This is a genomic window from Lentilitoribacter sp. EG35, assembly GCF_040784015.1.
Taxonomy (GTDB): Bacteria; Pseudomonadota; Alphaproteobacteria; order Rhizobiales; family Rhizobiaceae; genus Lentilitoribacter.
On record NZ_JBFNGQ010000004.1, the window covers coordinates 207,670 to 233,077 of the forward strand.

General features: G+C 43.8%; 28 protein-coding genes. 11 read left to right on the forward strand and 17 right to left on the reverse strand.

Features of this window, described 5'->3' with window-relative positions:
* Window positions 1–202: 202 nt before the first annotated feature.
* Window positions 203–1,192 carry an alpha/beta fold hydrolase gene (locus AB2J24_RS09580; RefSeq protein WP_367385308.1) on the forward strand — a complete coding sequence of 330 codons (990 nt, stop codon included), beginning with the start codon at window positions 203–205 and terminating at the stop codon, window positions 1,190–1,192.
* Here the strand turns inward: AB2J24_RS09580 and AB2J24_RS09585 are convergent.
* The 7 genes from AB2J24_RS09585 to AB2J24_RS09615 all read right to left on the reverse strand — a co-directional run bounded on the left by AB2J24_RS09585 (window position 1,182) and on the right by AB2J24_RS09615 (window position 9,405).
* A complete protein-coding gene (locus AB2J24_RS09585) occupies window positions 1,182–2,597 on the reverse strand; it encodes an outer membrane beta-barrel protein (RefSeq protein WP_367385309.1) in 1,416 nt (471 codons plus the stop codon). The two genes, AB2J24_RS09580 and AB2J24_RS09585, sit on opposite strands and share 11 nt — an antisense overlap.
* 107 nt (window positions 2,598–2,704) lie before the next feature.
* Complete coding sequence (locus AB2J24_RS09590) at window positions 2,705–3,163, reverse strand: NfeD family protein (RefSeq protein ID WP_162653093.1); 459 nt, start codon at window positions 3,161–3,163, stop codon at window positions 2,705–2,707.
* Window positions 3,160–4,131 (reverse strand): SPFH domain-containing protein, encoded by a 972-nt coding sequence (locus AB2J24_RS09595; RefSeq protein ID WP_367385383.1) that lies wholly within the window; start codon window positions 4,129–4,131, stop codon window positions 3,160–3,162. Before AB2J24_RS09595 ends, AB2J24_RS09590 begins: the two co-directional genes overlap by 4 nt.
* Before the next feature lie 83 nt (window positions 4,132–4,214).
* On the reverse strand, window positions 4,215–5,255 hold the full coding sequence (gene hemH, locus AB2J24_RS09600) for a ferrochelatase (protein ID WP_162653091.1): 1,041 nt from the start codon (window positions 5,253–5,255) through the stop codon (window positions 4,215–4,217).
* A gap of 166 nt (window positions 5,256–5,421) precedes the next feature.
* Window positions 5,422–7,017, reverse strand: coding sequence for a bifunctional metallophosphatase/5'-nucleotidase (locus AB2J24_RS09605; protein ID WP_367385310.1), 1,596 nt, complete (start codon window positions 7,015–7,017; stop codon window positions 5,422–5,424).
* A gap of 165 nt (window positions 7,018–7,182) precedes the next feature.
* Window positions 7,183–7,545 (reverse strand): hypothetical protein, encoded by a 363-nt coding sequence (locus AB2J24_RS09610; RefSeq protein WP_367385311.1) that lies wholly within the window; start codon window positions 7,543–7,545, stop codon window positions 7,183–7,185.
* A gap of 69 nt (window positions 7,546–7,614) precedes the next feature.
* Window positions 7,615–9,405: a M3 family oligoendopeptidase gene (locus tag AB2J24_RS09615; protein WP_367385384.1), complete on the reverse strand. Its 1,791-nt coding sequence runs from the start codon at window positions 9,403–9,405 to the stop codon at window positions 7,615–7,617.
* A gap of 476 nt (window positions 9,406–9,881) precedes the next feature.
* Between AB2J24_RS09615 and AB2J24_RS09620 the strand changes: the two genes are divergently transcribed.
* Window positions 9,882–11,552 (forward strand): DUF882 domain-containing protein, encoded by a 1,671-nt coding sequence (locus AB2J24_RS09620; protein WP_420883644.1) that lies wholly within the window; start codon window positions 9,882–9,884, stop codon window positions 11,550–11,552.
* 25 nt (window positions 11,553–11,577) lie between these two features.
* On the opposite strand, the gene AB2J24_RS09625 is transcribed toward AB2J24_RS09620, so the two are convergent.
* Both AB2J24_RS09625 and AB2J24_RS09630 read right to left on the reverse strand, forming a co-directional pair.
* Entirely contained in the window at window positions 11,578–11,847 is a 270-nt protein-coding gene (locus AB2J24_RS09625; RefSeq protein ID WP_162653088.1) for a DUF2312 domain-containing protein, read from the reverse strand.
* 129 nt (window positions 11,848–11,976) lie between these two features.
* Entirely contained in the window at window positions 11,977–12,270 is a 294-nt protein-coding gene (locus AB2J24_RS09630) for a DUF1244 domain-containing protein (protein WP_162653087.1), read from the reverse strand.
* Between the two features lie 273 nt (window positions 12,271–12,543).
* On the opposite strand from AB2J24_RS09630, the gene AB2J24_RS09635 reads away from it, so the two are divergent.
* Both AB2J24_RS09635 and pyk read left to right on the forward strand, forming a co-directional pair.
* Complete coding sequence (locus AB2J24_RS09635; RefSeq protein ID WP_162653661.1) at window positions 12,544–13,005, forward strand: DUF1036 domain-containing protein; 462 nt, start codon at window positions 12,544–12,546, stop codon at window positions 13,003–13,005.
* Window positions 13,002–14,429, forward strand: a complete 1,428-nt coding sequence (gene pyk / locus AB2J24_RS09640) for a pyruvate kinase (RefSeq protein WP_162653086.1) — start codon at window positions 13,002–13,004, stop codon at window positions 14,427–14,429. The genes AB2J24_RS09635 and pyk overlap by 4 nt, the downstream gene beginning before the upstream one ends.
* Window positions 14,430–14,451: 22 nt before the next feature.
* Here the strand turns inward: pyk and AB2J24_RS09645 are convergent, their stop codons facing one another.
* From AB2J24_RS09645 to AB2J24_RS09670, 6 genes are all read right to left on the reverse strand, one after another.
* Window positions 14,452–15,495 carry an alpha/beta fold hydrolase gene (locus AB2J24_RS09645; protein WP_367385313.1) on the reverse strand — a complete coding sequence of 348 codons (1,044 nt, stop codon included), beginning with the start codon at window positions 15,493–15,495 and terminating at the stop codon, window positions 14,452–14,454.
* Between the two features lie 15 nt (window positions 15,496–15,510).
* Entirely contained in the window at window positions 15,511–16,143 is a 633-nt protein-coding gene (locus AB2J24_RS09650; RefSeq protein ID WP_367385385.1) for a tetratricopeptide repeat protein, read from the reverse strand.
* A 106-nt stretch (window positions 16,144–16,249) separates the two neighbouring features.
* Window positions 16,250–16,375 (reverse strand): type B 50S ribosomal protein L36, encoded by a 126-nt coding sequence (ykgO, locus tag AB2J24_RS09655; RefSeq protein ID WP_162653084.1) that lies wholly within the window; start codon window positions 16,373–16,375, stop codon window positions 16,250–16,252.
* A gap of 161 nt (window positions 16,376–16,536) precedes the next feature.
* Window positions 16,537–17,628, reverse strand: a complete 1,092-nt coding sequence (locus AB2J24_RS09660) for a 5-(carboxyamino)imidazole ribonucleotide synthase (RefSeq protein ID WP_367385314.1) — start codon at window positions 17,626–17,628, stop codon at window positions 16,537–16,539.
* Window positions 17,625–18,089: a 5-(carboxyamino)imidazole ribonucleotide mutase gene (purE, locus tag AB2J24_RS09665; RefSeq protein WP_367385386.1), complete on the reverse strand. Its 465-nt coding sequence runs from the start codon at window positions 18,087–18,089 to the stop codon at window positions 17,625–17,627. Before purE ends, AB2J24_RS09660 begins: the two co-directional genes overlap by 4 nt.
* A 64-nt stretch (window positions 18,090–18,153) precedes the next feature.
* The gene (locus AB2J24_RS09670) at window positions 18,154–18,357 is read right to left on the reverse strand and encodes a YdcH family protein (RefSeq protein ID WP_162653082.1); all 204 of its coding nucleotides are present in this window, start codon (window positions 18,355–18,357) and stop codon (window positions 18,154–18,156) included.
* Between the two features lie 182 nt (window positions 18,358–18,539).
* Between AB2J24_RS09670 and AB2J24_RS09675 the strand changes: the two genes are divergently transcribed.
* Window positions 18,540–18,713 (forward strand): YdcH family protein, encoded by a 174-nt coding sequence (locus tag AB2J24_RS09675; RefSeq protein WP_367385315.1) that lies wholly within the window; start codon window positions 18,540–18,542, stop codon window positions 18,711–18,713.
* 18 nt (window positions 18,714–18,731) lie between these two features.
* On the opposite strand, the gene AB2J24_RS09680 is transcribed toward AB2J24_RS09675, so the two are convergent.
* Together AB2J24_RS09680 and AB2J24_RS09685 are read right to left on the reverse strand one after the other, a co-directional pair.
* Window positions 18,732–19,004, reverse strand: coding sequence for an ArsR/SmtB family transcription factor (locus tag AB2J24_RS09680; protein ID WP_162653080.1), 273 nt, complete (start codon window positions 19,002–19,004; stop codon window positions 18,732–18,734).
* Window positions 19,005–19,069: 65 nt separating this feature from the next.
* Window positions 19,070–19,831: a sulfite exporter TauE/SafE family protein gene (locus tag AB2J24_RS09685; protein ID WP_367385316.1), complete on the reverse strand. Its 762-nt coding sequence runs from the start codon at window positions 19,829–19,831 to the stop codon at window positions 19,070–19,072.
* Between the two features lie 112 nt (window positions 19,832–19,943).
* On the opposite strand from AB2J24_RS09685, the gene AB2J24_RS09690 reads away from it, so the two are divergent.
* The 6 genes from AB2J24_RS09690 (at window position 19,944) to AB2J24_RS09715 (ending at window position 25,406) form a co-directional block, all read left to right on the forward strand.
* Window positions 19,944–20,600, forward strand: coding sequence for a thiamine phosphate synthase (locus AB2J24_RS09690; RefSeq protein ID WP_367385317.1), 657 nt, complete (start codon window positions 19,944–19,946; stop codon window positions 20,598–20,600).
* Window positions 20,601–20,632: 32 nt separating this feature from the next.
* Window positions 20,633–21,709, forward strand: a complete 1,077-nt coding sequence (locus AB2J24_RS09695) for a tetratricopeptide repeat protein (RefSeq protein WP_367385318.1) — start codon at window positions 20,633–20,635, stop codon at window positions 21,707–21,709.
* 100 nt (window positions 21,710–21,809) lie between these two features.
* A complete protein-coding gene (gene efp, locus AB2J24_RS09700; protein WP_162653076.1) occupies window positions 21,810–22,376 on the forward strand; it encodes an elongation factor P in 567 nt (188 codons plus the stop codon).
* A gap of 42 nt (window positions 22,377–22,418) precedes the next feature.
* On the forward strand, window positions 22,419–23,222 hold the full coding sequence (locus tag AB2J24_RS09705) for an inositol monophosphatase family protein (RefSeq protein ID WP_162653075.1): 804 nt from the start codon (window positions 22,419–22,421) through the stop codon (window positions 23,220–23,222).
* A gap of 105 nt (window positions 23,223–23,327) precedes the next feature.
* On the forward strand, window positions 23,328–24,365 hold the full coding sequence (locus tag AB2J24_RS09710) for a MotA/TolQ/ExbB proton channel family protein (protein ID WP_367385319.1): 1,038 nt from the start codon (window positions 23,328–23,330) through the stop codon (window positions 24,363–24,365).
* 9 nt (window positions 24,366–24,374) lie between these two features.
* The gene (locus AB2J24_RS09715) at window positions 24,375–25,406 is read left to right on the forward strand and encodes a peptidoglycan -binding protein (protein WP_162653073.1); all 1,032 of its coding nucleotides are present in this window, start codon (window positions 24,375–24,377) and stop codon (window positions 25,404–25,406) included.
* Window positions 25,407–25,408: the final 2 nt, after the last annotated feature.

A 25,408-nucleotide genomic window follows, 5' to 3' on the forward strand; every position in this document is an offset into this window, starting at 1 on the left:
ATGAAGACACTATTTTTGTTCATCCAGCGTTCATATTGGTTGTTGCATAAAGGATTTATCAACAACGCCAGTGTGTAACGTCCCATCGACATTGGCAAAAAAAGCTAGAGCCATAGTGAAGTAATTTCACGGGGCTCTGGCTTTTTCTTTTGACCTTAAAGGCTGTTCGCATTATTGCCTTTGTCAGGGGTGGATATTCTTCATGGGTTCTATTTTATTTTCAACGCCAAATAATGAACTGCCTGAAGACTTTAAGGCGGGTTATTTTGATGGTGTTGGCGGAGTTAAGCTTCGTTATGCATTTTTTCGTTCGAGTGGGCAGAATGCTAAAGGCACAATTGTTCTACTTCAGGGACGAAATGAGTGTATTGAAAAATACTATGAGACGATCCGTTATTTCACCAATGCAGGTTTCTGGGTCGCAACGTTTGACTGGCGAGGACAGGGCGGTTCAGAGCGTTTGTTGGCCGGAGAACGGCGTGGGTTTGTTCAAAAGTTTCAGGATTATCAGGATGATGTGAAGCATTTTCTAGACCAAGTGGTGTTACCTGACACACGCATGCCATTTTTTGCTGTCGGGCATTCTATGGGAGGGCTGGTATTGCTATCAATAGCACCGTCAATTGCCAACCGTATTGACCGTATTGTGCTCGCCGCACCATTTCTAGGGCTTACAATTACTGGCGCGAGACGATTTTTTATTGGATTAGGTTTAAAGCTGGCAAATATGTTTGGCTTTGGCAAATATGCGCTACCCCGCCGGGAAAATAATCAAAAATCTCGTTTTGATCGACTGACATCCAGCTCAGAGAGATTTATGAGAAATCAAGGCATATATGAGGCTTACCCTGAATTTGGAACAGGACCTCCAACAATTCGTTGGTTGTTGCAAATGATGAAGGTTCAAAAACGCGTGAATGACCAGTCGTTTTTAGAACCCATTACTGTGCCCACAGTTATTCTTGGTGCGACACATGATGGCGTTGTACCCTATCATATCATGGAAGATATCAGCACAAAGTTTCGTGCTGGTCAGCTTATTCCATTTGATGGTTCTCGTCATGAAATTTTACAGGAAGTCTCCATATACCGAGAACCGGCATTGGAGGCGATTTTGGCGTTTTTCTCGTCATCAGATGAGGTCTATTCGCCAATGTCGATGAAGAAGGAAAAATCTGAAACTATCGAGTGAGTGTCAGGCCCAGCCCTACCGTAACATTATTGATTGTAGAGGTGCCCGCTTGTTGTGTTTTGCTATAACTTGCATCCGCATTCATACTAACGTACCGATTTATTGACCAATCTAGTCCCGCGTTTGCGCCGTAGATCGTTTGATCTGATGGTGCCGCGCTGCCGGAAAATCTGCGTAGACTATAGTTGGCACCAATATTTGCGTTCAAATTATTTGATATTTGTTGCGTGATGCCAGCCGTTAATGAGTAAAGTGCTGCCCCACTTACGTTGACCGAGGTAGATGGCTCAATTACAGTCGCAAAACCAAATGTTGCATCTGTACCGCGCCTTGGAGACCAATTTAAATTGCTATCAATAGCAAATGTGTTGAGGTTTATGAGACTGGAATCATCAAATTTATTTGTCACGTATCCAACAGCAAAATCACCACTTAACTTATCACTTAGGTTGACGTCTAGGCCGAGGCGAAGCGCATAATTTGAGTAGGATCTCTTTATGCCATTGTTGTCGACTTTTTGAGTATAATTTACACGCCCAAGTTCGCCCTCAACAAATGGCATGAGGACAGGGTTTGCTGCATATTGAATTCTAAGAGCTAAACCAGAACTTAATAAATCACGATCAGCGCCAGAAACCTTAATGTTATTTGCAAGTGTTGCATCGCCATGTATTTCTTTTGAAAGGCGACCAGTAATACTTCCCCTAATAATGCCGACATCTTTTGACAGAGCTAACTCGCCATTAATCGTATGGATATTTGCTTGGCTCGTTGCATTGGAAATCGCGTTCGGATCAGTTCGGTCTTCGACCCTGAAATTGTAACCACCTCGAATGTTTGCAGTCAGTAGATCATTAAGATTGAGTTCTAGATCTGCATCAATGTCGGCGTTTGGTTCTTCATTCAAAGTCCCGCTAATATTTTTTTGTAATGTTCCAGTTCCGCTTATTGCTAATGAATGGCGTGACCAGTCTGATTGTAAGGTAGCTGCAATAGTTGTTTGATTGTAAACACGGTTTAAGTTTGTTGTGTCCGTCTTCTCATTTTCATACACGACCCTAGTTTGAACTGAAGGGCGTAGAGTAAATGAACCTAACCCAATTCCGGGTGCATTTCCGTCATCGGCATTTATTGAATTGGTTATATTCGATGAGTTTTGTAAGGGAAGGTTTTGTTGGCCTTGGGCAACCGGGGTAAGGGAATTGAGCCTCAAAGGTGTTTCCGTGAGTGTGTTTTGAGTTGATGCTGAACTTGGTGTTGCTAAATCAAGAGGGGCATCAGTGCTTTGCGCTAAGGCGTGGTTTGTCAGTATTCCAAGTATACCAATTCCTAGAAAACACACATATATGCCATAGCCGGATATTACCTGCCTCTTTGCTACATAATTTTGTGTGCTAATTCGCATAGCCTTCCCGTCACCAGAGCGGAAGTTAAATCTTACCAATCCGTAAAACTTTATAGTTAACGTTTAGTTTAAAAAGATTAACAGAAGGCTATATGATTTAACTAAACTCAGGCTTGTGCGACTTTTAGACGGTTGGAAGAAGCTGAAATGACTTGGATTTTTTCACCAGATTTTAACTCGGGCCCCTCTATGACCCACAATGTGTCGTCGAGTTTGATGCGGCCACGCCCATTTTCGATTGGCTCTTCTAATGTTGCAATACGTCCGACTAAGGCCTCGGTTCGTTGATTTAAAAGTGGCTCATCACTCTCTCGTTGACGATCTCCAATATATTTCTTGCCCGCATATCCAGAAACAACAGATAAAATGGCGAAGACAGTTATTTGCAATTGCCAAGGCCAAATTGCGCTATCCCAAAGAGCAAACGAAATTGCACCAACTATCATGGCTGCAACGCCGATCCAGAGAAAGAAAATTCCTGGTAGCAGGATTTCAATTCCAAGGAAGAGTAGGCCTACAACCCACCATGACCACGGACCAAGCTCTGTAACGATGCTCTCAATCATGATGTTGGGCCTGATCTTGGTGTTGTTCTGGCTGGTCGTGTGACATCATCGGTGCCATCACCGAAGACTTCTTTAGCAATCGCGCCAATACCGCTAATCGAACCAATAAGGGAAGACGCTTCCATTGGCATGAGAACAACTTTAGAGTTTTTGGCTGAACCAATTGAGGTGAGGGCTTCAGTATACTTTTGTGCAACGAAGTAGTTAATAGCCTGCACATTTCCTTCGGAAATAGCCTGAGAAACCATTGTTGTAGCTTTAGCTTCGGCCTCTGCCAAACGTTCACGAGCTTCCGCATCACGGAAGGCTGCGTCTCTGCGTCCTTCAGCTTGAAGAACGGCGCTTTGTTTTTCACCTTCAGCTCTCAGGATTTGGGAGTTTCGAGTGCCTTCCGCTTCTAGAATGTCGGCACGCTTTTCACGTTCCGCTTTCATCTGGCGTCCCATAGATTCGATAAGGTCACGTGGAGGTGCGATGTCTTTGATTTCAACGCGGGTAATTTTAATGCCCCATGGTGCAGCGGCCTCATCAACAACTTTTAAAAGACGGTCATTAATAGCATCGCGGTTTGATAAAAGGTCATCAAGGTCCATAGAGCCCATAACTGAACGGATATTTGTCATCGCCAGGTTGACCAAGGCGTGCTGCAAGTCATTAACTTGATAAGCTGCTTCTGCGGCGTTCAGTACTTGATAAAAAGCAACGGCATCTGCTGCAACAGAGGCATTGTCGCGTGTAATGACTTCCTGTGTGGGAATGTCGAGAACCTGTTCCATCATGTTCATTTTTGCACCAATACGATCAACGAACGGAACAATAATTCTCAGACCCGGCGATAATGTCGCCGTATATCTGCCAAACCGTTCCACTGTATAGGCAAAACCTTGAGGAACTGTTTTAATCGCTGATGCGAGAAAGATAATCGCCACAAAGACGATTGCAATAACTGTAATATCCAAACCTTCAATCACCATGAGCGACGTCTCCTATTAAAAAAGCTTATGCCTTTTAGATAAGCTGTTCGTGTGACAGATTCAAGATAAATCGGGTGTTACAGCCAACCACCAAGTTCGCGCTTTACAACAGCTTCTATAACGTTCATCCCCTCATTGCTGTCATTTAGACATGGAATATGAGAGAAGTTTTTGCCGCCATGTTCATGAAAAATTTCCTTACCTTCAACACCCATTTCTTCAAGGGTTTCGAGGCAATCTGAAACAAATCCTGGATTGAATATAGCAATGCTCTTCGTTCCGGATTTCGCAAGTTCTTCAATCGTTACATCGGTATATGGCTGGAGCCATTCTTCTGGTCCGAACCGAGATTGGAACGTAGTCATTAAGCGGCCTTCTTTCCAGCCTAGTCGATCTTTCAAAAGGCGTGAGGTCTTGTAACAATGGCAATGATAAGGATCACCCTTTTTGAAATAAGATTGTGGGATGCCATGATAAGACGCAATGACTTTTTCAGGTTCAAAATCGAGATTTGCTAAATGTTTTTCTATCGACTGCGCCAGCGCGTCGATATAAACGGGGTCATCATGATAAGCAGGAACCGAACGTAGAGCAGGTTGCCAACGCATGTCTAGAAGTGTTTTGAAGGCTTTGTCATTAACTGTCGCGGTTGTTGCTGCCGCATATTGCGGGTAAAGTGGGAATAGCAAGATACGTTCACAGCCTGCATTTTTTAGCGTCATGATTTTATCTGGAATGGATGGTTGTCCATAGCGCATAGCCCAATCAACAATAATATGTTCATGGGGTTTCATAATTTCGCTGAGTTTATCAGATTGATTTCGCGTATATGTCCGTAAATAGCTCTCATCCAGATCATTATTCCAGATAGATTTGTATGCTTCTCCGACTTTTTGCGGTCTTTTGTTCAAAATTATGCCAAACAGAATTGGATACCAAAGAGCTTTCGGCCACTCGATAACACGGGCATCTGTTAAAAACTCTTTTAAATATCTACGCATAGATGTGTAATCAGTGCCATCTGGTGTGCCAAGATTAACGAGAAGCACACCGACCTTCCCAATGTTTACAGGCGGGTGTTCTTTTGGCAAAATTGTAGGTACGTGTTTAAATGGCATGTGGGTAAAATCGCTTTTTCCGTTAATTTAGAATCTATATAAACTATACGTTGGAACTTGCAATTTGGAGCAGTTTTAATGTGCTGTTTTTGAATAAACTTATTGCCGCAGGCGAAAAATGAAAAGGCCCGACAGTTATCGGGCCTTCATCAGCTTTTAAGAACTTTTATTGGTTTAAGCTCTTAATTCTACCATCTGTATAGGGGGTGTATGAACCGCCTTTGGCAGCAATATAATCTGCAACGACCTGTTCGAGCCCTGGGCCATAATCATATGCAGCTGTCGCTTTCGTTTCAAAAACATTATAACCATCTCCGCCCTGACGAACGTAATTATTGGTTACAACGCCATAAGTTGCGTTAGCATCAATTGGACCAAATGTTCCATCTGCTGCTTGCACCATCACGTCAGAAATTCTGGACCCGACCTCTGCATCTTTGTTAAAAGTAAATGTCATTCCAGCAACTTGAGGGAAACGACCTGCTACTTTGTCATATTGACTCACGCCGTTTTCAAGTGCTTCTAACAGACCAGCCCCTGTTATTTCAAAGGTTGCCAAGGTGTTTTGAAAGGGGAGAACGGTCAAGACTTCGCCCATGGTCAATTCACCCTCGTCAATAGAAGCACGAAGACCGCCGCTGTTTTGGAAGGCTATTGTGACACCTTGAGATTTTACACGATCTAGCATTGCGTCTGAAACAAGGTTACCCATTGCACATTCCATCTGACGGCAAATATCACGGCTGCCTTCGATAGTTGCGGTACTTGCGCCAATAACTTTGGTTTTCAACTCTTCGATAGGTGCGCCTTTTTCCTTTATATAAGCAAGGAATTCTTCATCTTCGGGCACCATAGCGTTGAGTAGCCAGGGTGCTCCTTTTGCTTTTGTGACATTGCCTTCATCGTCGAATTCGACTGTTAGTTCTCCGAGGTATTTTGAATATGCGTAAGCTTGAACAATTTGAACCGGTTTACCGTTTGGTGCGTTGACGACGGTTGGATATTCATCAAGTAAAGTGTGGCTATGCCCACCGACAATGACATCAATACCATCAACCGCAGCAGCTATTTCCTTGTCTCGTTCAATACCAACATGAGAGAGAACGACAATCTTATTGATGCCGGCTGCCTCAAGCTCGGCAACGGTTTGCTTCAATGTTTCTTCGGACTGTACGAAAGCAATATTTTTTCCCGGCGAAGATGTTTCCGCTGTATCTTCAGCGAGAACTCCAATAATTGCTACTTTTTCGCCGCCAATTTCTTTGACAATATGGCTTTGGATTTTGTCTTTAAGTAAAGGTTCTTTTGAGATGTCTGTATTTGCAAACAGAATTGGAAATTGTGCCGCTGTTGCAAATTCAGCTAATTTCTCTGGCCCATCATCAAATTCATGGTTGCCGACAGCCATGGCGTCAAAGCCAATTTTATTCATGAGATCAACTGCAACACTACCTTTGTAGGTAGAATAAAAGAGCGACCCTTGAAATTGATCACCGGCATCGAGTGTCAGAACATTTGCTCCTGCGGTGTTCAGCGCATTGCGGCGCAGATCGATTGCTGTTTTAACTCTGGCCATGCCACCAAAGCAAGAACCAGCAAGATTATCAGATGCACGGCAGGTCGAATCATACTTATTGATGGGTTCAATGCGCGAGTGAACATCATTTATGTGCAAAATTGTTAACTTATAGTCGGCTTGAGCTGCAGCGGTTGACAACATAAGTGCCGCTGCACCCAATAATAACTTTGACTTTATCTTCATTGTGAAAATTCTCCCTATTTAAGCACGTGCAATTAGAAAATATTCCGATTACCTAGCTGATGTATATATCGACAATGTGACGAGGGAATATGAGATTTGTCAATAGAATTTCGCACAGCAAACGATTTCCACCGTTTGAAATTTAACTAAGTTGTCGCAAATTTATTATGCTTGCCGGAACAACGTAAACTGCGCACCGCCACTAGATGTGCAATTAAGTCGAGAGCTTGTTGCCAGTGAGCAGTTCACCTTCGAAACCGTTTTACGAACAAGAGACTTAACTTCAATTTCAGCCAGTGTAGGGCTAACTTGTGTATAATTGCCAACTGCCAGCAATGTGTTTGTTCCATCAGTCGTTTTTGTTTGGAATTCGCCGTTGTAAAAGGTGGATAATATTCCATTTTGATCAAGCCATTGACCTTCAAAACCAGAAGTGGGGACGGTTGAACGATAATCAGATTGTGTTTGGCAAGCAGTGAGTGCAATGGCGGTTATGGCCAAGGTTACAGTTTTTTTAAGTCCCAACATAATCGTCCCCTTTAATCCGTATTTTCTTTATTTGCGTTGTTTGCATGGCAAAAACAAGGCAAAATCAGATTATTCGCTCAATTCTGCGTCTAGTGCTTCCAATTCGTCGATCAAGCTTTCGATCATGGAAAGTCCTTGATTCCAGAAATCAGATTGAGATGCATCTAATCCAAATGGCTTTAACAGTTCGCTATGATGTTTGGTGCCGCCAGCTTTAAGCATGTCAAAATAACGGTTCTGAAAGCCCTCGTCAGCATTTTGGTAAACGGCATAGAGTGAGTTAACCAGGCAATCTCCAAACGCATATGCATATACATAAAAAGGCGAATGAATGAAGTGTGGAATGTATGTCCAGAATGTTTCGTAACCTTCATTAAGCTTGATTGCTGGCCCTAAACTGTCAGCTTGCACAGACATCCATAACTTGCCAATTTGTTCAGACGTCAACTCTCCTTCGCGACGGGCAGTGTGGAGTTTACGCTCAAACTCGTAAAACGCAATTTGGCGAACAACGGTGTTTATCATGTCCTCGACTTTTTGCGCCAATATGGCTTTGCGTTCGCGTTTATCTTCGGTCTTTTTTAAGATAGCGCGGAATGTAAGCATTTCTCCAAAAACAGATGCAGTTTCAGCAAGTGTGAGCGGAGTTGAGGCCATTAATGCGCCTTGATCTCCGGCAAGAACTTGGTGCACCCCGTGGCCAAGTTCATGTGCCAGTGTCATAACATCTCTAGCTTTGCCCATATAATTGACCAAAACATATGGATGCGCTGATGGTACGGTAGGATGGGCAAATGCGCCTGGGGCTTTACCGTGACGAACAGGTGCATCGATCCATAACTTATCAAAGAAGTCGCCCGCTATATTGGCCATTTCCGGTGAAAATTCATCGTAGGCAGATAGGACGATATCTTTTGCATTTTCCCATGAGATCAGCGACTTTGATGTTTCTGGTAATGGTGCATTTCGATCCCAAAAGTTAAGTTGTTCAACACCGAGCCATTTAGCCTTTAGCTTGTAATAACGATGGGACAGGCGAGGGTAAGCATCTCTGACGGCGCTGGCTAATGCGTCAACAACTTCGCGCTCCACTCGATTAGCAAGATGGCGGCTATCTGCAATGTCTTCAAAACCGCGCCAGCGATCTGAAATTTCCATGTCTTTAGCTAAAGTGTTGGAAATTAACGTGAAAATACGCAAATTTTCAGAAAAAGTTGTTATAAGTGCCTGACCCGCAGTTTCTCGAACCTTTGGGTCATTATCCTGTAAAAGGTTTAAAGTTTGCTCAATTGAAAGTGTTTCGCCATTCACTTCAAATCTGAGGTCAGACATGGTTTCGTCAAATAGTCTGTTCCATGCGCCGTGGCCTGTCATAGATTTTTCGTGGAATAACTGTTCAATTCGATCTTCAAGTTGATAGGGCTTATCTTTTTGAAGGTCTGTGACCCAAGGTTCGTATTTCGCCGCAAGTGGGTCGCTGGAAAACGCCTTATTGATTAGATCTTGATCGAGTTTATTAAGTTCAAGGCCAAAAAACAAAAGTTTTGTGCTTGCATCCGTGATATGCCCTTGCATGTCACCATAAAACTTTGCGCTTTGCTCGTCCAATGTATCGGAAAAGTATGCAAGGCTTGCAAATGACATAAGCCGGCCCATCACATCTTCAATTTTTTCAAATTGTTCTATTGCGGCTCCCAAACCTTCACTTTTGTTTTTGCCGGCTGCCTGTTCAAGCTTGCCCTTCCAGGTTTTCTCGAATTCAGTTGAAGCTTCCATAACCCAATTTCGGTCATGTTGAAGTTCAGGTGCATCCATTGATGAGTAGAGATCTGCCAAATTCCACGTTGGAAGATCTCCCAAATCTGTGTTATCTGTTGAGGTGTTTGAATTGCTAAATGTTCGTGTTTCTAGCTTGGTGTTCACTTAAAGATTCCTCGATTTGGAGCAATGGCTAATGATGTGACTTTAATCAGTTCATATTGATTTTGGAAAGCGTATTCTGCGGTAAATTCTAGCATCGGAATGTAAGTTTTGGTGATTGAATTTCCGCTTATCATTACCAGATTATTACTATCCGTGAATTGTAATTAAGTTTAAGGAGTTATTAGCAATCTATTTACTATAATTTGGCTAACTTTCTTAGGGGTTGCAGTTGCCACGATGTTACCCCATTTATAAGGTATTACCAGCATCGACGGCGTTTATGTATGAGGGCGATCTTGCAAAAAACTTTGGATATCGATTATCCTGAACGGTCAATTCAAAAGTCTTGTTCAAGACTTTTGGGTATGATGCTAGTTTTTGCATTTTGTTTTACTGCTACGCTCGGTCTCGATATGTCTGTATCCGGTGTGGCGCATGCACAAACTAAATCACTCAAGTTATATTTCACGCATACGAAGGAACGTGCAAAAATCACGTTCAAAAAAAATGGCCGATATGATAAAGCTGGCTTGAAAAAGCTTAATCGATTTTTGCGGGATTGGCGTCAGAACGAACCAACAAACATGGATCCGCGGTTATTTGATGTGTTGTGGGAAACTTACCGTCAATCAGGTGCGAAGAATTATATTCATGTCGTGTCAGCTTATCGTTCACCAAAAACCAATGAAATGCTAAGGAAAACTCGTGGCGGTCAAGCCAAGAAGAGCCAACACATGGTTGGGCGGGCCATCGATTTTTATATTCCGGGTGTTAAAATAAGTAAGCTACGCGCGATTGGTATGAAGCTGCAAGGTGGTGGTGTTGGTTACTATCCAAGGTCTGCGTCGCCATTTGTCCATCTTGATGTAGGTAGTGTTCGAGCTTGGCCACGTATGTCGCGCAAAGAGCTGGTGAAATTATTTCCAAATGGCAAAACATTGCATTTGCCAACAGATGGTAAGCCGTTGCCGGGTTATCGAACTGCTCTTGCAGAATACAAACGTCGTAAAGGTAAGGTTGTAACTCCAAAAATCGTTACAAAACCAAAATCAACACCTGTTCTTGTTGCGAAAGCCAATACGAATGCGGCGAGTAGTAAAAATACAAAAAAAGAGACCACCCAGTCGAGAGGCTTAATTGCATCATTGTTCGGACGTAGTAATAAAAACAATGAACGGGAAGTCACTCCCGTTGCCCCATCTGGCAATGAAAGGGTTGAGGTCGCCGCACTTCCAACTGTAGCGCAAAACCTTGCTAAACTTCCGAAGGAAAATATTCCTTTGCCGATTTTGTTAAATGCTGGCACATCAGTTCCGGCTGCGATTTTGGAAGATAATCAAGTTGAAACCGAAAATCCAGTTCTGAATAAGGAACCTGAGTTGGGTGTACCAGAAAATGGGATCCCAGAAACTACGATCATTGCATCCAATGTCCCAACACCAGTTCTCGATCAAACATCGGTTGCATCTTTATCTGGAGCCAATTTAGAGCTTTCAGATGAAGCTGATGCAGCTGTTGAAGCACTTGCTTATCAGGAGCCATCTGAAAGAGTTGCGTTACCTAGCCTCTCTGCGATCATTGCGGCAGCGATTGAAACAGATAAACGACGCAAAATGAATGGCGAAATCCCGGCGCCGGTGGTTGCAGGCTTACTACCCGCGAAGGAGCCGAAGCGGATTGATATAGCTTCTCTGGAGCTTCCGCAGCTGAGGGAACATAATCGTTTGAGTCGTGTTGCTTTAAGTCAAGCAATCGCAGACGCTGCCGCGAGCCCTAACGATGTAAGCACAAGTAAAAAAGGTCGTCCGAATCTAAGAGATGCGCTTGTTGCCAAATATAAGTCACGCGCTGCCACTCCAGATTTGGAACAAATTAAAATCTCGAAAGTTGCAATGTCGCCGGAGAGTATTGTAACCATGAAACCGCCTGCACGGGAGGCGCGTTTTGTTAACAGGTTTATGCGCAAGCCGCCGAAGACGGTTTACGCAAATGGTTTTTCCAAAACCAACAATACCCAGCTGATACAAAAGTCATTTGCGGGGAGTGCGGTAAACTTCTTACCTGTTGTAAAATATAACGGCTAGGCAGATATTATTCTCTAAGTGGTGTTTATTCTGCGGCCGCAGCATCTTCTTCAGATGGTAACATGCCAAGTGCTGCCAGATATGTATCTAAAACTGCTTCTTGCTCCATACGTTCATTCTGATCAAGCTTACGAATTGCAACCACTTTACGGATAACTTTTGTATCATAACCCATGGACTTGGCTTCGCCGTAAACTTCTTTGACATCATCAGCTATTGTCTTTTTTTCTTCTTCAAGTCGCTCGATACGTTCGATGAATGCACGAAGTTGTCCGCTCGCTATGCTATCTGACATAATTTACCCTTTTTATCCATGAGAAGCAGGCGCTTCTTAGATTTTGTTTATGAGAAACACGCTTCTCAGAAAATTTATAAATTATCAAGTGCCGATGATCTTAAAAAAGGTCAAGGGGATATGATTGAGTTAATGGTCTGTTGGTTTGTTTTCCTCAAAAGACTTTTGCTGTTCTATGCTTGCGTCTGTTTGATACTTTTCTTTCCATTCCGCATAAGGCATTCCGTAGATGATTTCACGAGATTGTTCTTTATCTACATCAAGTCCTAATTCGGTTGCTTCTTCATGATACCAACGAGAGAGGCAGTTTCTGCAAAATCCTGACAGATTCATGAGATCGATGTTTTGGACGTCAGTACGGTTTTGAAGATGAGCAACCAGTCGGCGAAAAGCAGCGGCCTCTAATTGTGTTTGGTTATCCATAGCTTTTTCCTAATTCATGCGGTTTTTTAATGAATGTTCAGTTGTATTTGAATAGTTTGAGAATTGAAGAGATAATCTCTCCAACTCACTGGATATTGTCTATATAGTGATTGAGTTGGGAATTTTGAGAGGAAATGACTTCTTTTGTATTTGGTAGGCAATAATTTCAATCGATTTAAGGTAAGCACGTTGACAATCACCACAATGGATAGCAAGAAGGCAATTGGAATTGGTGTTCCAATTAAAATTAGAACAATTTTGCAATATGTCCTTATGTCACAGCGTAACCTACTGCTTTTTGTCACAAAGCTTTCATTGCTCACTTTTATAGTGATTGCGAATCCTGTGTCGAAGCAAGAAGCACTAGCAGATTTTAGAGTTTGCAACGGAACGCAATCTCTTGTTGGGGTTGCGATAGGATATCGAGCATCTGAAGGGTGGGTCTCAGAAGGGTGGTGGCAGGTTGCTCCAACTTCGTGTGAGACCCTGATTGAAGGAAAAATTGAATCTCGATTTTACTATATCTATGCGGAAGATGCCGCCGGGGGTGGTCGCTGGGGCGGAGACGTGAATATGTGCGTTTCTGATACCGAGTTTAAGATTGTGGGCGTTCAAGACTGTTTTGCTCGCGGTTTCCAACGTATGGGATTTAAAGAATATGACACCGGTCGTCAGGGTAGCTGGATGGTTCAGCTAACGGACGGGCGGGAACAAGAAGGAAATTCGGCTCAATGAGACGTAAGCGGAAAGTCAAAATATTAGCAACACTCGGACCAGCATCTTCGGATGAGGCAACCATTAAGCGGTTATACGAAGCTGGTGCAGATGTGTTTAGAATAAACATGAGCCATTCAAGCCATGAAGTCTTAAATGACCTTATTAGTAAGATCAGAAAAGTTGAAAAAAAGTGTGGTCGCCCTATCGGAATTCTAGCCGATATTCAGGGGCCGAAGTTACGGGTCGGAACGTTTGTTGATGGTTCTGTTGAACTGGAAGTTGGCCAATCTTTTAAACTTGATGGCGATGAAACACCCGGTAATAAAACGCGCGTTTATCTTCCTCACCCAGAGATTTTACAATCTGTGAAAGATGGTGACAGGCTTCTTATCGATGATGGTCGATTGCAGCTTAAAGCAACTAAATGCGACGGGAAGACAATCGAAACTGTTGTGGTAAGCGGCACGAAGATTTCCAATAAAAAAGGTGTAAGCCTTCCTGATACTGACCTTGCTGTTGGTGCACTCACACCAAAAGACCGTTCTGATCTGGGTGCGATTATGGAAAATGGTTCAGTTGACTGGATTGCCTTATCATTTATCCAACGTCCGGAAGACCTAATTGAAGTGCGTGACATCGTTGGTAAAGATGTTTGCCTCATGTCAAAGATTGAAAAGCCACAAGCGCTGGATCAAATTGATGAAATCATCGAATTATCTGACGCAATCATGGTTGCTCGTGGTGACCTGGGTGTCGAGATGCCTATTGAATCTGTACCGGGTATTCAAAAACAATTGATACGCAGCTGTCGCCGCAAAGGTAAACCTGTTGTTGTTGCAACGCAAATGCTTGAATCTATGATTACTGCACCTGTACCAACACGTGCAGAAGTTTCTGATGTTGCGACTGCGGTGTTTGAAGGTGCTGATGCTGTTATGTTGTCTGCAGAATCTGCTGCGGGTGATTATCCTGTAGAAGCTGTTTTGACCATGGCCTCAATTGCACGTGGTGTAGAGCATGACCCAACATATTTGAGCATTATTCATGCGCAACGGGCTGCGCCCGATGAGACTGCGGCTGATGCTATCTCGCTGGCTGCGCGGCAAACTGCTGAGACTTTGGATTTACCTGTTATAGTTTGCTATACATCGTCGGGTGCTACTGGTATCCGCGCATCGCGCGAGAGACCAAATACGCCAATTATAGCGCTAACACCTGTTCTTCAAACCGCTCGTCGCATGACAATTGTCTGGGCAGTGCATCCAGTTGTGACAGCGACTGCTAAAGATTTGGATGATATGGTGGACCGCGCATGTCGCATTTCGGAAGATGAGGGATTTGCAAAATCTGGTGATCAGGTAATTATTACCGCTGGCGTTCCATTGGGCCGTGTCGGAACGACAAACATGCTACGCATCGCTAATGTGGGTGATGTTTGCTAAAGTTATTATTCACGCCAGTTATCTAGTAGTTGACCGGAAGTGAATGACCTTCAACTTGTTGGTCGCTGAGTTCTTTATCAAGCTCGGCGGCCATTTTTTTTAGATCATGTTTAGATTTGCCGCTCAAGTTTTCAATGGCGGCTATGGCAATATCTACCGCTGCGTAATCTGGCTTGTGCCCTACATTGTCAAGTGAAATAAGTTCGGCGTTTTCTATGTGCTGCTCTAGTCCTCTGGAATGGATATAGGGGAAGACGACATTATCTTTATCTCCACTGATTATAATCGTTGGAGATTTGATGGTTTTATATCTTGGCCATGTTTTGACAAGGTAGTTGAATAACGCGGTAATATCTTTGGCATTTGATCTAAAGGACCGTGGGCGAAGAACAAGTGAAGGTCCGGTATTCTCAATATAGTTAGATGGCATTATATTGGGCAAAAACACACATCTAGAACCGCTTTCGACACGTTTTAAGCCGGAGGGCAGGGCGAGTGTATTAGCAAAAAGCCAGCCTATAAACGGCATGCTTGTTAAGCTGTAATACCAAGCGACACCGCCAGGCCAAGGGTATGCCGCAGGCGCCAGGAACAGCAGAGCCTTGGTTTTTTCATGATGGTTGAGTGCAAAACTGGCTGTGACGGCACAACCGAACGAATGCCCCACGATAATTCCATTCTGTAAATCTAGTGCACTCATTAACTTTGAGATAATAAGTGCTTGTTTGTCTGGAAATTTTTGGTCTTCGGAACTGCGTTCTGACCAGCCGTGTCCGGGGCGATCAATGAAAAGAAGATTAGCACGGCCCTTTAGTTTATTAAAGAAAGGTTCCGTTTGGTCACGTAAGTTCCCGCTTGCCCCGTGGATGAATATTAAGGCAGGGAGGTCGGAGTTGTCATCAGCTTTGACAAATTTGTAGTGAATACGTGTTCCATCAAGATCCCTAAAATCTCCGATGGGCGGATAGGTTTTTGATATTTCGTTTGTTTTTATCTGCGTAAAGATAAACAAAGCGCCAAAGATTAGCGTCGAAAATATCAACCCATTAGTAATAATTTCAAACAAAATGGTAGCCTGCCGCTAGATTTCACTTTTTTCAAGTTTCTGCGTAAGCTTAATGATACTTGCTTGCGCAGTTCTATTCGCAGGATAAATGGATAAGACGTGTTCGTAAACTTTTAATGCTTTGTCATCGTTTCCGCGGCTGGCCAAGATAGAGGCCATTCCGCTAAGAGCACCAAAATGGCGAGGCTCAAGCGCCAACGTTTGTTCAATGTCGGCCATGGATTTGGCGTGATTTCGCATCATGTAATGAAGTGTCGCGCGCCTGTTCCAGCCCTCTGAATAGTCTGGCACAAGTGCGATGACTTGGTCTAATAGTTCAAGGGCTTTGTTGTGTTGTCCGCTTTTCATGGCCTGTTGAGCCCAAGCCATAAGGGCATTGGCTGTGTGGCTACCTGAGCTGGTCCAGTTCATGGCAATTTGCGAGGCAAGGATTTTCGCTTTGCGCTGATCCGATTCCTTTTTCAATTCGGTAAATAGGGAATCAAGCTTCTCGACGCGTGTTTTTGTTGCTTTTGGTTTTGCCAGGGATTTACTTGTTTCGGGAATTGACGCTGTAGTCTGAGCGTGCGCAACGATATTGTGCGCCGGTCCGGTTAAGATGATCGGCGCAATTGCTAGCACAGAAAGTAGGTGTGTCAAATTACGCATACGAATCAAGGTACGCTCTTTACGTAAAATAGCAAATCCCAAAAAACACCGATAACTAATTGTTAACGGTGTTTATAAATTATTTATTAATATGTGTTAACGCGCGTTAGCCTTGGCGGGCTTTAAAACGTGGGTTTTCTTTATTGATGATGTACACACGGCCTTTACGACGAACCAAACGGTTTGCGCGGTGACGACCTTTAAGTGACTTAAGAGAATTTTTAATTTTCATCTTTTTCCCGGCACCTTATGAGATGCCACTCCTAAATTATTAAACGCATGCTAGACGTAGCGCGTCATTTGTTGAGCGTGATGTAACTTTTAAGGTTCCTATTGTCAATATCCGACTTGCAACTTAGCGTTAAAATTCCGCTAAGTCACAGTTTAAAGAGTTCACGACTTTGGTGTTATATAAGTTACATGTCCCATTTTGCGTCCGGCACGTGCTTCTAATTTTCCGTACAGATGTATTTTGGCATTTGATTTTTCACACAAAGCTGGCAGGTCATTCACATCATCCCCGATCAAATTTCGCATAATACAATCACTATGACGGCTGGGATCACCAAGTGTGAGGCCTGAAATTGCCCGTATATGCTGCTCAAACTGAGATACGGCACATGCAGCTTCCGTCCAGTGGCCAGAATTGTGTACGCGCGGTGCAATTTCATTCACATATAGTGAAAAATTAGCAGTCTTGGCATCTTCTACAAAGAATTCGACTGCGAAAACACCAACATAATCCAGATTATCTGCAATCTTTTTTGCAATTTCTGTTGCTTTGATCGCAACATTATCATGAATTTTTGCCGGAATTGTTGATGTATCAAGAATATGATTCTTATGAACATTCTCAGCGATATCAAAACTTGAAAAAGTACCGTCTTGTGAGCGCGCTGCTATGACCGAAACTTCGCAACTAAATGAGATGAATGCTTCTAGTATGGCATCTTGACCATTCATGGCGCCAAATGCTTCAATGACGTCATTGTCAGAATCTATACGCATCTGGCCTTTGCCATCATAGCCCATTCGTCTGGTTTTCAAGATCGCGGGATAGCCGATTTCTTTCAGGCCAGACCGCAGATCGTCAATTGTGTTGACCTTGAAGAATTTTGCAGGCGTTGCGCCAATCGCAACAGCATTTTCTTTTTCAAGCAATCGATCTTGCGAAATTTTTAGGGCTTTGGAGCCGGGATAAACTTTTGAAACATCTTCCAACATTTCGACCGCGGACGCAGGCACGTTTTCAAACTCATAGGTGATGACATCACATTGCTGAGATAGGCTTTCAAGTGCTATTTCATCATCATATGCAGCCATGATTTGATCATTGGCAACCTGCGCTGCAGGTGCATTTGGATCCGGCTCTAATATAATTGTCTTAAACCCAAGCTGAGCAGCTGCCATTGCAAGCATGCGTCCTAATTGGCCACCACCGATAATTCCAATAGTTGAATTTGGCTTCAATGTATTTGTATTCATGCGTCATCCACTGGTTTAAGTGCGATCGATGCGGAGTTATTTTCGCGCCAGGTCTCCAGCCGCGCGTCAATATCGCTGTTTGATGTAGCAAGAATGGCTGCCGCCATAAGGCCAGCATTTTTTGCACCTGCTTTACCAATTGCCAATGTGCCAACAGGAATGCCACCTGGCATCTGCACAATAGATAAAAGGCTATCTTGCCCGGAAAGCGCTTTGCTTTCCACTGGAACACCTAGAACAGGCAACGATGTTAGAGAGGCGACCATGCCCGGTAGATGAGCTGCGCCACCTGCACCGGCGATAATGACTTTAAAACCATCGTCCTTAGCGCTTTTAGCGAAATCATACATACGGTCAGGTGTTCGGTGAGCAGATACGATGCGTGCATCATACTCGATACCAAGGTCATCTAACACATCTGCGGCGTGTTTCATGGTTGGCCAGTCAGATTGACTGCCCATAATAATAGCGATGGCTGCTGATGATGCAGTACTCAAGCTGATATCTCCTCAAACTTCGTTTCTTTTAGGCGATAATATCGGGAATGATTTGATCTTCGAATTGTGTGAGCTTGTCTTTTATAGCAAGTTTTTTCTTTTTCATACGTTGAATAGAAATTGCATCACTACCTGTTTTTATCATCGCATTAATGGCAATATCGTAGTCCTCATGCTCATGGCGTAGTTTTGCGATTTGCATCTTTATATGGGCTTGTTCTTGCTCAGACATTTAAATTTAATCCCAGATCTAATTGAACTATCCGCAATAGAAATATTTAACGGCTTGTTAATATGGAATTCTATTCAGTTACATTTAACCTTCGACAATTCAGTTTACCCATGGCACACTTCACAGACCAAATCTAGTTTGACTTGGTAAACTGTCAGAAAATCTAATCAAGGAGAGTATATATGTCATCTGAAGCACATCTTGCGTCACTTGAGGAAAAACACCATGCATTAGAGGCTGAGCTGAACACGCTTATGAATAGTCCTCGTCCGCAAGAAGAGCTCGTTATAGACTTGAAGCGACGAAAGCTGAAGCTTAAAGATCGAATTGAACAATTTCGATCTACTAAACACTAAATAATTGTTTTATATAATTTAATTAGCTGGTTCGACCCTGAATTGGTCGAGCCATGCACTTAGTTTACCAAAACCATCTTGGCTAATCGAGTAATATCGACGTGTACCCTGATTGGTTACGTTCACAAACCCACAATCTAAAAGTGCTTTTAGATGCTGAGAAACCGCAGGGCGGCTGACTGGCAACCCTTGGGCTAAAATATTGACCGTTTGAGGGCCTTTTTTAAGCGCTTCAAGCAGATAACGGCGATTCGGATCTGCCAAAGCATAGAATGGATCTACTTTTTGCATGTGGCCAAGATAAGCTGATTTTATGCTGCATTGCAAGATATTTGTGCGATGCAATAAGGGTAAATTTAAAACTGTAATCCATCAAATAAAAGTTTCATTCCTGCCAAGAGCATGAGGACATACATGAGAGGATAAAACACATCCGGCCTCATGCGTTTAACAATCCATGCCCCAACAAGAGTTGAAATGACGGCGAGCGGCATCAATGCAAAAGATGTCTTAAGATTCGTCGCATCAAATTGACCTAATGCGAAATACGGAACCAGCTTGATCACGTTGATAATGAAGAAAAATCGTACACTGGTGCCTGTAAAAATACGAGGACTTTGGCCAAGTGGTAAGGTGTAAACTTGATAAGGTGGCCCACCTGTATGAGCGATAAAACTTGTAAAACCTGCGACAGTTCCACAAATTCCACCTAAAAGTGGTCTATGCGGTTGTGTGGATTGAACTCTTTTTCGCAATTTTGAGATATAGTAATTAACAACAAAACCAACCGATATTATCCCAACAAGCAGCCGGACAGAGCTGTCTGATACATAGGCTGCAGTTATCCAACCAATAGCAATGCCAACTACACCTGCTGGAAGCATGATTTTCAGGGTTTGTAGATCAAATTCCCTTCGCCAAGACCAAAGGCTGAAAATATCCATGATAATGTATATTGGAAGTAATATCGCTGCGGCTTGAACCGGTGATATGACCAATGCCATGATGGGAACGCCAAGCATGCCCATAGTGCCGCCAAAACCTCCTTTTGAAAGCCCGGCTAAAGTGACTGCACATATTGATGCGATTAAGATACAGGGGTCGCTTAAAAGCTGCATATTATTGAGAACTCTTGTTGTCCGATCTGTTTCGGGGTAGAGCAAGAATAAATTTGGCGCAATACTTATCTGGTTTTGCACCACGAATGTTTTTTCTTAGGAGTTTAACTGCATGAATATGCCACTCGACCGTTGCAGATTAGTTTTGATAACTCCGGACATAAAGGATATTTCAGCACTTGAAGACACTGTTTCGTCCGCATTACGTGGTGGTGATGTCGCATCCGTCATAATTCCGCAGCGCGATCTTAATGAGCATGAATTTCAGGACATGACATCCGTTCTTGTGCCTATTATTCAAAAGGCTGGAGCTGCTGCACTCGTTGCTGGAGATACCCGTGTTATGGGGCGTTGCAAGGCTGATGGCATTCATGTCATCGGAAATGTGGATGATCTTTACGATGCTGTTGAGCGCTTTTCTCCTGAAAAAATTGTTGGTGGTGGGAATGCGAAGGATCGCCATAGTTCATTGTCTATGGGAGATACACAACCTGATTATTTGTTTTTCGGCAAGTTGGATGGTGATATTAAATCGGAACCACACCCCAAAAACATTAAACTTGGGCAATGGTGGTCTGAATTTGTAGAGATTCCTTGTATCGTTATGGGTGGAACCGATATTGAATCGGCATTGGAAATTGCGAATGTTGGGTGTGATTTTTTGGCGCTTAATTTGGCAATTTTCTCTAAACCAACCGAAAGCGCGATAAAGGTAGCGGAAATAAATGCGTTGCTTGACGAAAAAGCGCCACGATTTGAAACTAATTAGCATTATATTATACATCTGAACCGGAGCAATTAATGATATACTGGCGAGAAGCGTGTATTGCATCGATTATGCTGATAATCTGCTCTGTTGGTGCTTCGGCTCAATTTGTACCTGTTGAAGGCAAAGATGGGGAAGGTTCACCCGCCGAGACACCAAAGCTGAAAATGCTGAAAACAATACGTTCGGCTCCTTTTACCGGTCCGCCTTCGATTGCTGAAGAAACAGATTCTGCTCTCGATGACGAAAAAAGTGCGGATGATGATAAGACGCAGATCGGTGAAGACGCCTGGCTCGCATTTAGCGCTTTTCAACGTGGGCAATATATAACTGCGATGGAACTTGCATTGCCGCGTGCGCAACTGGGCGACCCTGCTGCGCAAACATTGATCGCTGAGTTGTTTGCTGAAGGGTTTGGTGTTGGCCGCAGTATGGATGATGCTGTTTTTTGGTATGATCAAGCCGCAAAAAATGGAGATGCATCCGCGCAGTATAAGTTGGCATTGCTTCTGACTAACGGAAAGTATGCCGAAAAAGACGAGAAGCGTGCGCGCGAGTTGATGCAAAAATCGGCGGAAGGTGGCAACCCCAAGGCCCAATTTAACTATGCGCAATTACTTGTTTCTGAGCGACCTGGCCCTAAAGGTATAGAGGATGCTTTGCCATTTTTTGAAAGTGCTGCAGCGAGGGGTATTCCAGATGCGCAATATGCCTTGTCGCAGATATATGTAAATGAGATTGATGTTTCTGAGCAAAAAAGAGCACTCGCACGTCGGCATCTTATTTCAGCTGCTCGTGCTGGTTATGACACGGCACGTCTTGATTTGGCTATTTGGTTGATAGATGGTGTTGGTGGAGATCGTGATTTTGAAGCGGGTTTTGAATGGATGCGTCTTGCTGCGCTTAAAGGTAATGTGATTGCACAAAACCGCTTAGCTCATCTTTATATCCAAGCTATAGGCACGGTGGGTAATCCGATCGAGGCGGGACGATGGTATATCGTGTCGCGCAGGGCTGGTTTGGAAGATCCGAGTTTGGAAGATTTTTATCAGGGTCTGACCGCAGATGAGCAAAAGCGCTCTCTTGAAGCCGCAAATCTGATGCGATTTTAACCTTCATACCCGCAAAGGCTTGAAATAAGCCGAAATATGTGGTCTTGAAGCTGAAATTCTATAAATCTCTGATTTTCGTCTAATCGCACTGGAAAACTCCATGAAAATTAATGGCAATGAAATTCGCCCGGGTAACGTGATCGAACATGCTGGTGGTCTTTGGGCTGCTGTGAAAACGAATGCTGTGAAGCCTGGTAAGGGTGGCGCATTTAATCAAGTCGAACTGAAAAACCTGATCAATGGCACGAAACTTAACGAACGTTTTCGCGCAACCGAGACTGTCGAGCGTATTCGTCTTGAGCAAAAAGATTATCAATTTTTGTATGCAGAAGGCGAAATGCTGGTTTTTATGGATACGGAAACCTATGAACAGTTGGAACTTCAACAGGAATTTGTGGGTGATCGCTCTGCGTTCTTGCAAGACGGTATGATGGTAACTGTTGAATCTTACGAAGAAAAGCCAATTGGCATTCGCTTGCCTGATCAGGTCACTTTGGAAATTACAGAAGCTGACCCTGTCGTTAAAGGTCAGACAGTATCATCGTCATTCAAGCCTGCTGTCATGGAAAATGGTGTTCGCGTTATGGTGCCGCCATTTATTACTGCTGGTGAAAAGATTATCGTTGACACCAACGAAGTCACTTATGTTCGTCGTGCCGAAAGTTAAACAATAAAACTGAATTCTTCTGGAGTTCAATAAGGATACCTCATGGCGCGTTCAGCCCTTTTAAATGTCATGGTTACAGCTGCTACAAAAGCTGGCCGTTCATTATCGCGTGATTTCGGCGAAGTGCAAAATTTGCAAGTTTCTGTCAAAGGACAGTCAGGTTTTGTAGGCGAAGCTGGTAAAAAATCGGAAGATATTGTTCGTGGTGAACTTATGCACGCACGCCCCTCCTATGGCTACTTAAGTGAAGATGATGAGGTTAAAGGTACCGACGGTACACACCGTTGGATCGTTGATCCACTCGATGGCACGACTAATTTTTTGCATGGTATTCCTTTTTTTTCCATCTCTATTGCGCTTGAGCGTGGGGGTGAATTGGTTGCCGGTGTTATCTATAATCCAGCCACTGATGAACTGTTTACAGCAGAAAAAGGCGGTGGCGCATATATGAATGACCGGCGTTTGCGCGTTGGTGGTCGTAAAAAATTGCGAGACTGTGTTGTTGGTGCCTGCGCACCACATCTTGGTCGTGGTCATCATGGTCGTTATCTAATTCAGCTCGCTAATATGATGGGCGAAGTTTCGGGTGTTCGCAGTTTTGGCGCTGCATCTCTTGAACTTGCCTACGTGGCGTCTGGTCATTTGGATGCGCATTTTGAAGAGCACCTAAAACCGTGGGATATTGCTGCAGGGATCGTGATGATCCGGGAGGCTGGCGGATTTATTTATGATGTTTCCGGTGGTTATAAAATGTTTGAAACGGGTGATCTCGTCGCCGGAAATGAGCATATTCAGAAAGCTCTTACAGAAGTTATTAAGCGTCCGGCTCCAAATAAAGCTGTGTGACCGTTAGATTTTTTTCTAATTTTGCGGTGTTGACCTTTTAATTTTGCCATTTTTTTGCTTACACTCACCAACGGGGTGATTTGTTGCAAAGAGGCGGATGGAGATATGTCAACATCGAGTTGGGATAAAGCGGCGGAAAATGGTATGTCGCCGAATAAGTTATCAAGTCCCTTGGTATTTCTATTTAGTGTCATTATTTCTTTGGTGATTGCTGGTTTTGCGATCGCGATTTTATTTCGTCAAATTGAAACAGCTTTTATGTCTAACCCAGGTTTGAACGGGCTAATCGTTGCTGTTCTATTGTTGGGTATTATGCTTGCTGTTAAGCAGATTGTGCAGCTAAGCCCGGAGGTTCGTTGGGTAAATTCCTTTCGCGCAGCGGGTGATGCCGATAAGGTCAGCCGTGATCCTGTTCTTTTGGCTCCCATGCGGGCATTATTTAGCGGGCAGCGGGAAAAAGCACTTACAACATCATCCTTGAGGTCAATTCTCGATTCTATTGCCGCTCGGTTAGATGAGACAAGAGATACAACGCGTTATTTGATTGGTCTTCTGGTTTTCCTAGGTCTTTTGGGTACATTTTGGGGTCTGTTAGGTACAATTGGCTCGATCAAAGATGTTATTGGCTCGCTCGATGCTGGGTCTGGTAATACAGAAGATGTGCTTGCCGCACTTAAAACTGGTCTTGGTGCGCCTCTTGAAGGCATGGGTACGGCGTTTTCATCATCATTGTTTGGTCTTTCAGGGTCGCTGATATTGGGGTTCATTGACCTGCAAGCTGGATGGGCGCAAGGACGTTTTTATGGTGAGCTGGAAAACTGGCTTGCATCGGTGACAGATGTGACCTCCGATGTTGGTAATGCTAATGTGCCTGTTATTGAAACCAGTGGCGATAGCTCTGAAGAGCTGAAACTAGTTGCAGAGCAATTGAAGCGGCTGTCAGTGGATGGCGGCGGCGGTGGAGGTTCCAATCAACGCACAACGGCAGCTATGGCAAATTTGGCGGAGGGTATCCAAGGTCTCGTTAAGAACATGCGCAGCGAGCAGCAAATGTTGCGTGACTGGATTGAAGCCCAGCAGGATGAATCAAAAGCCATGCGTCAGACGCTTGATAAGCTTGCTGACAAGATTGATAAAAGCTAGGGCACAGATATGGCACTTTCTCGCAATCGTTTGAGAAGCCGCTCCGTTGACTATTGGCCGGGCTTTGTTGATGCTTTGTCGACCCTTTTGCTCGCCATCATGTTTTTGCTTTCCGTCTTTGTGCTTGCACAGTTTTTTCTAAGCAGAGAAATCAGCGGGAAAGATGAAGTGCTTACGAGGTTAAACTCGCAGATTAACGAGTTGACCCAATTGCTTGCGCTTGAACAGACCGGGCGGCAGGATTTGGAAGATACACTTGCCAACCTACAAGCATCGTTATCCGCGTCGGAGGATGAAAAATCTCGCCTTGAATTACTTCTAAATCAGGGGGCTGGATCAACAGAAGCTGCTGAAGCAACAATTAGTGGTTTAAATCAGACGCTTGATGAAGAACGACAGATTTCCAAACGTGCACTTAGTCAGGTGGCTTTGTTAAATCAGCAGATTTCAGCAATGCGCCGACAATTAGCTGCTTTGGAAAATGCTTTAGATCAATCTGATGCTAAGGATGAGGAAGCTCAAGTTAAAATCGCGGATCTTGGTCGACGATTAAACGTGGCATTAGCTCAGCGAGTGCAAGAGCTTAATCGTTATCGTTCGGATTTCTTTGGTCGTTTACGTGCTATTCTTTCGGACCGCGACAATATTCGTATTGTGGGAGATCGTTTTGTCTTTCAGTCAGAGGTGTTGTTTCCATCTGGCGGTAATGAGTTGAACCCGGATGGGAAAATAGAAATGGCCAAGCTTGCAGAGGCCATGCTTGATCTTGCTCGGGAAATCCCCTCAGAAATCAACTGGGTTCTGCGTGTAGATGGCCATACGGATAATGTGCCTTTGTCAGGCACTGGCCGATATCGTGATAACTGGGAGCTCTCAAGTGCTCGAGCGACATCAGTCGTCAAGTTCCTGATTGAACAGGGTGTGCCGTCAAACCGTTTGGTTGCCGCAGGATTTGGTGAATTCCAGCCAATTGCAGAAGGTGACACGGTCGAAGCGCGTAACACGAACCGCCGTATCGAATTGAAGTTGACTGAAAGATAGGT

Bases quoted from the DNA above. Each gene is read 5' to 3' on its own strand.
- AB2J24_RS09695 (WP_367385318.1), top strand. From the start codon at position 20,633: ATGATATACTGGCGAGAAGCGTGTATTGCATCGATTATGCTGATAATC.
- purE (WP_367385386.1), bottom strand. From the start codon at position 18,089: ATGGGCAGTCAATCTGACTGGCCAACCATGAAACACGCCGCAGATGTG.
- AB2J24_RS09650 (WP_367385385.1), bottom strand. From the start codon at position 16,143: ATGCGTAATTTGACACACCTACTTTCTGTGCTAGCAATTGCGCCGATC.
- AB2J24_RS09635 (WP_162653661.1), top strand. From the start codon at position 12,544: ATGTCACAGCGTAACCTACTGCTTTTTGTCACAAAGCTTTCATTGCTC.
- AB2J24_RS09610 (WP_367385311.1), bottom strand. From the start codon at position 7,545: ATGTTGGGACTTAAAAAAACTGTAACCTTGGCCATAACCGCCATTGCA.
- AB2J24_RS09675 (WP_367385315.1), top strand. From the start codon at position 18,540: ATGTCATCTGAAGCACATCTTGCGTCACTTGAGGAAAAACACCATGCA.
- AB2J24_RS09580 (WP_367385308.1), top strand. From the start codon at position 203: ATGGGTTCTATTTTATTTTCAACGCCAAATAATGAACTGCCTGAAGAC.
- AB2J24_RS09715 (WP_162653073.1), top strand. From the start codon at position 24,375: ATGGCACTTTCTCGCAATCGTTTGAGAAGCCGCTCCGTTGACTATTGG.
- AB2J24_RS09630 (WP_162653087.1), bottom strand. From the start codon at position 12,270: ATGGATAACCAAACACAATTAGAGGCCGCTGCTTTTCGCCGACTGGTT.
- AB2J24_RS09625 (WP_162653088.1), bottom strand. From the start codon at position 11,847: ATGTCAGATAGCATAGCGAGCGGACAACTTCGTGCATTCATCGAACGT.
- AB2J24_RS09590 (WP_162653093.1), bottom strand. From the start codon at position 3,163: ATGATTGAGAGCATCGTTACAGAGCTTGGTCCGTGGTCATGGTGGGTT.
- AB2J24_RS09605 (WP_367385310.1), bottom strand. From the start codon at position 7,017: ATGAAGATAAAGTCAAAGTTATTATTGGGTGCAGCGGCACTTATGTTG.
- AB2J24_RS09710 (WP_367385319.1), top strand. From the start codon at position 23,328: ATGTCAACATCGAGTTGGGATAAAGCGGCGGAAAATGGTATGTCGCCG.
- AB2J24_RS09705 (WP_162653075.1), top strand. From the start codon at position 22,419: ATGGCGCGTTCAGCCCTTTTAAATGTCATGGTTACAGCTGCTACAAAA.
- AB2J24_RS09685 (WP_367385316.1), bottom strand. From the start codon at position 19,831: ATGCAGCTTTTAAGCGACCCCTGTATCTTAATCGCATCAATATGTGCA.
- pyk (WP_162653086.1), top strand. From the start codon at position 13,002: ATGAGACGTAAGCGGAAAGTCAAAATATTAGCAACACTCGGACCAGCA.
- efp (WP_162653076.1), top strand. From the start codon at position 21,810: ATGAAAATTAATGGCAATGAAATTCGCCCGGGTAACGTGATCGAACAT.
- AB2J24_RS09690 (WP_367385317.1), top strand. From the start codon at position 19,944: ATGAATATGCCACTCGACCGTTGCAGATTAGTTTTGATAACTCCGGAC.
- hemH (WP_162653091.1), bottom strand. From the start codon at position 5,255: ATGCCATTTAAACACGTACCTACAATTTTGCCAAAAGAACACCCGCCT.
- AB2J24_RS09620 (WP_420883644.1), top strand. From the start codon at position 9,882: ATGTCTGTATCCGGTGTGGCGCATGCACAAACTAAATCACTCAAGTTA.
- AB2J24_RS09680 (WP_162653080.1), bottom strand. From the start codon at position 19,004: ATGCAAAAAGTAGATCCATTCTATGCTTTGGCAGATCCGAATCGCCGT.
- AB2J24_RS09670 (WP_162653082.1), bottom strand. From the start codon at position 18,357: ATGTCTGAGCAAGAACAAGCCCATATAAAGATGCAAATCGCAAAACTA.
- AB2J24_RS09660 (WP_367385314.1), bottom strand. From the start codon at position 17,628: ATGAATACAAATACATTGAAGCCAAATTCAACTATTGGAATTATCGGT.
- ykgO (WP_162653084.1), bottom strand. From the start codon at position 16,375: ATGAAAATTAAAAATTCTCTTAAGTCACTTAAAGGTCGTCACCGCGCA.
- AB2J24_RS09585 (WP_367385309.1), bottom strand. From the start codon at position 2,597: ATGCGAATTAGCACACAAAATTATGTAGCAAAGAGGCAGGTAATATCC.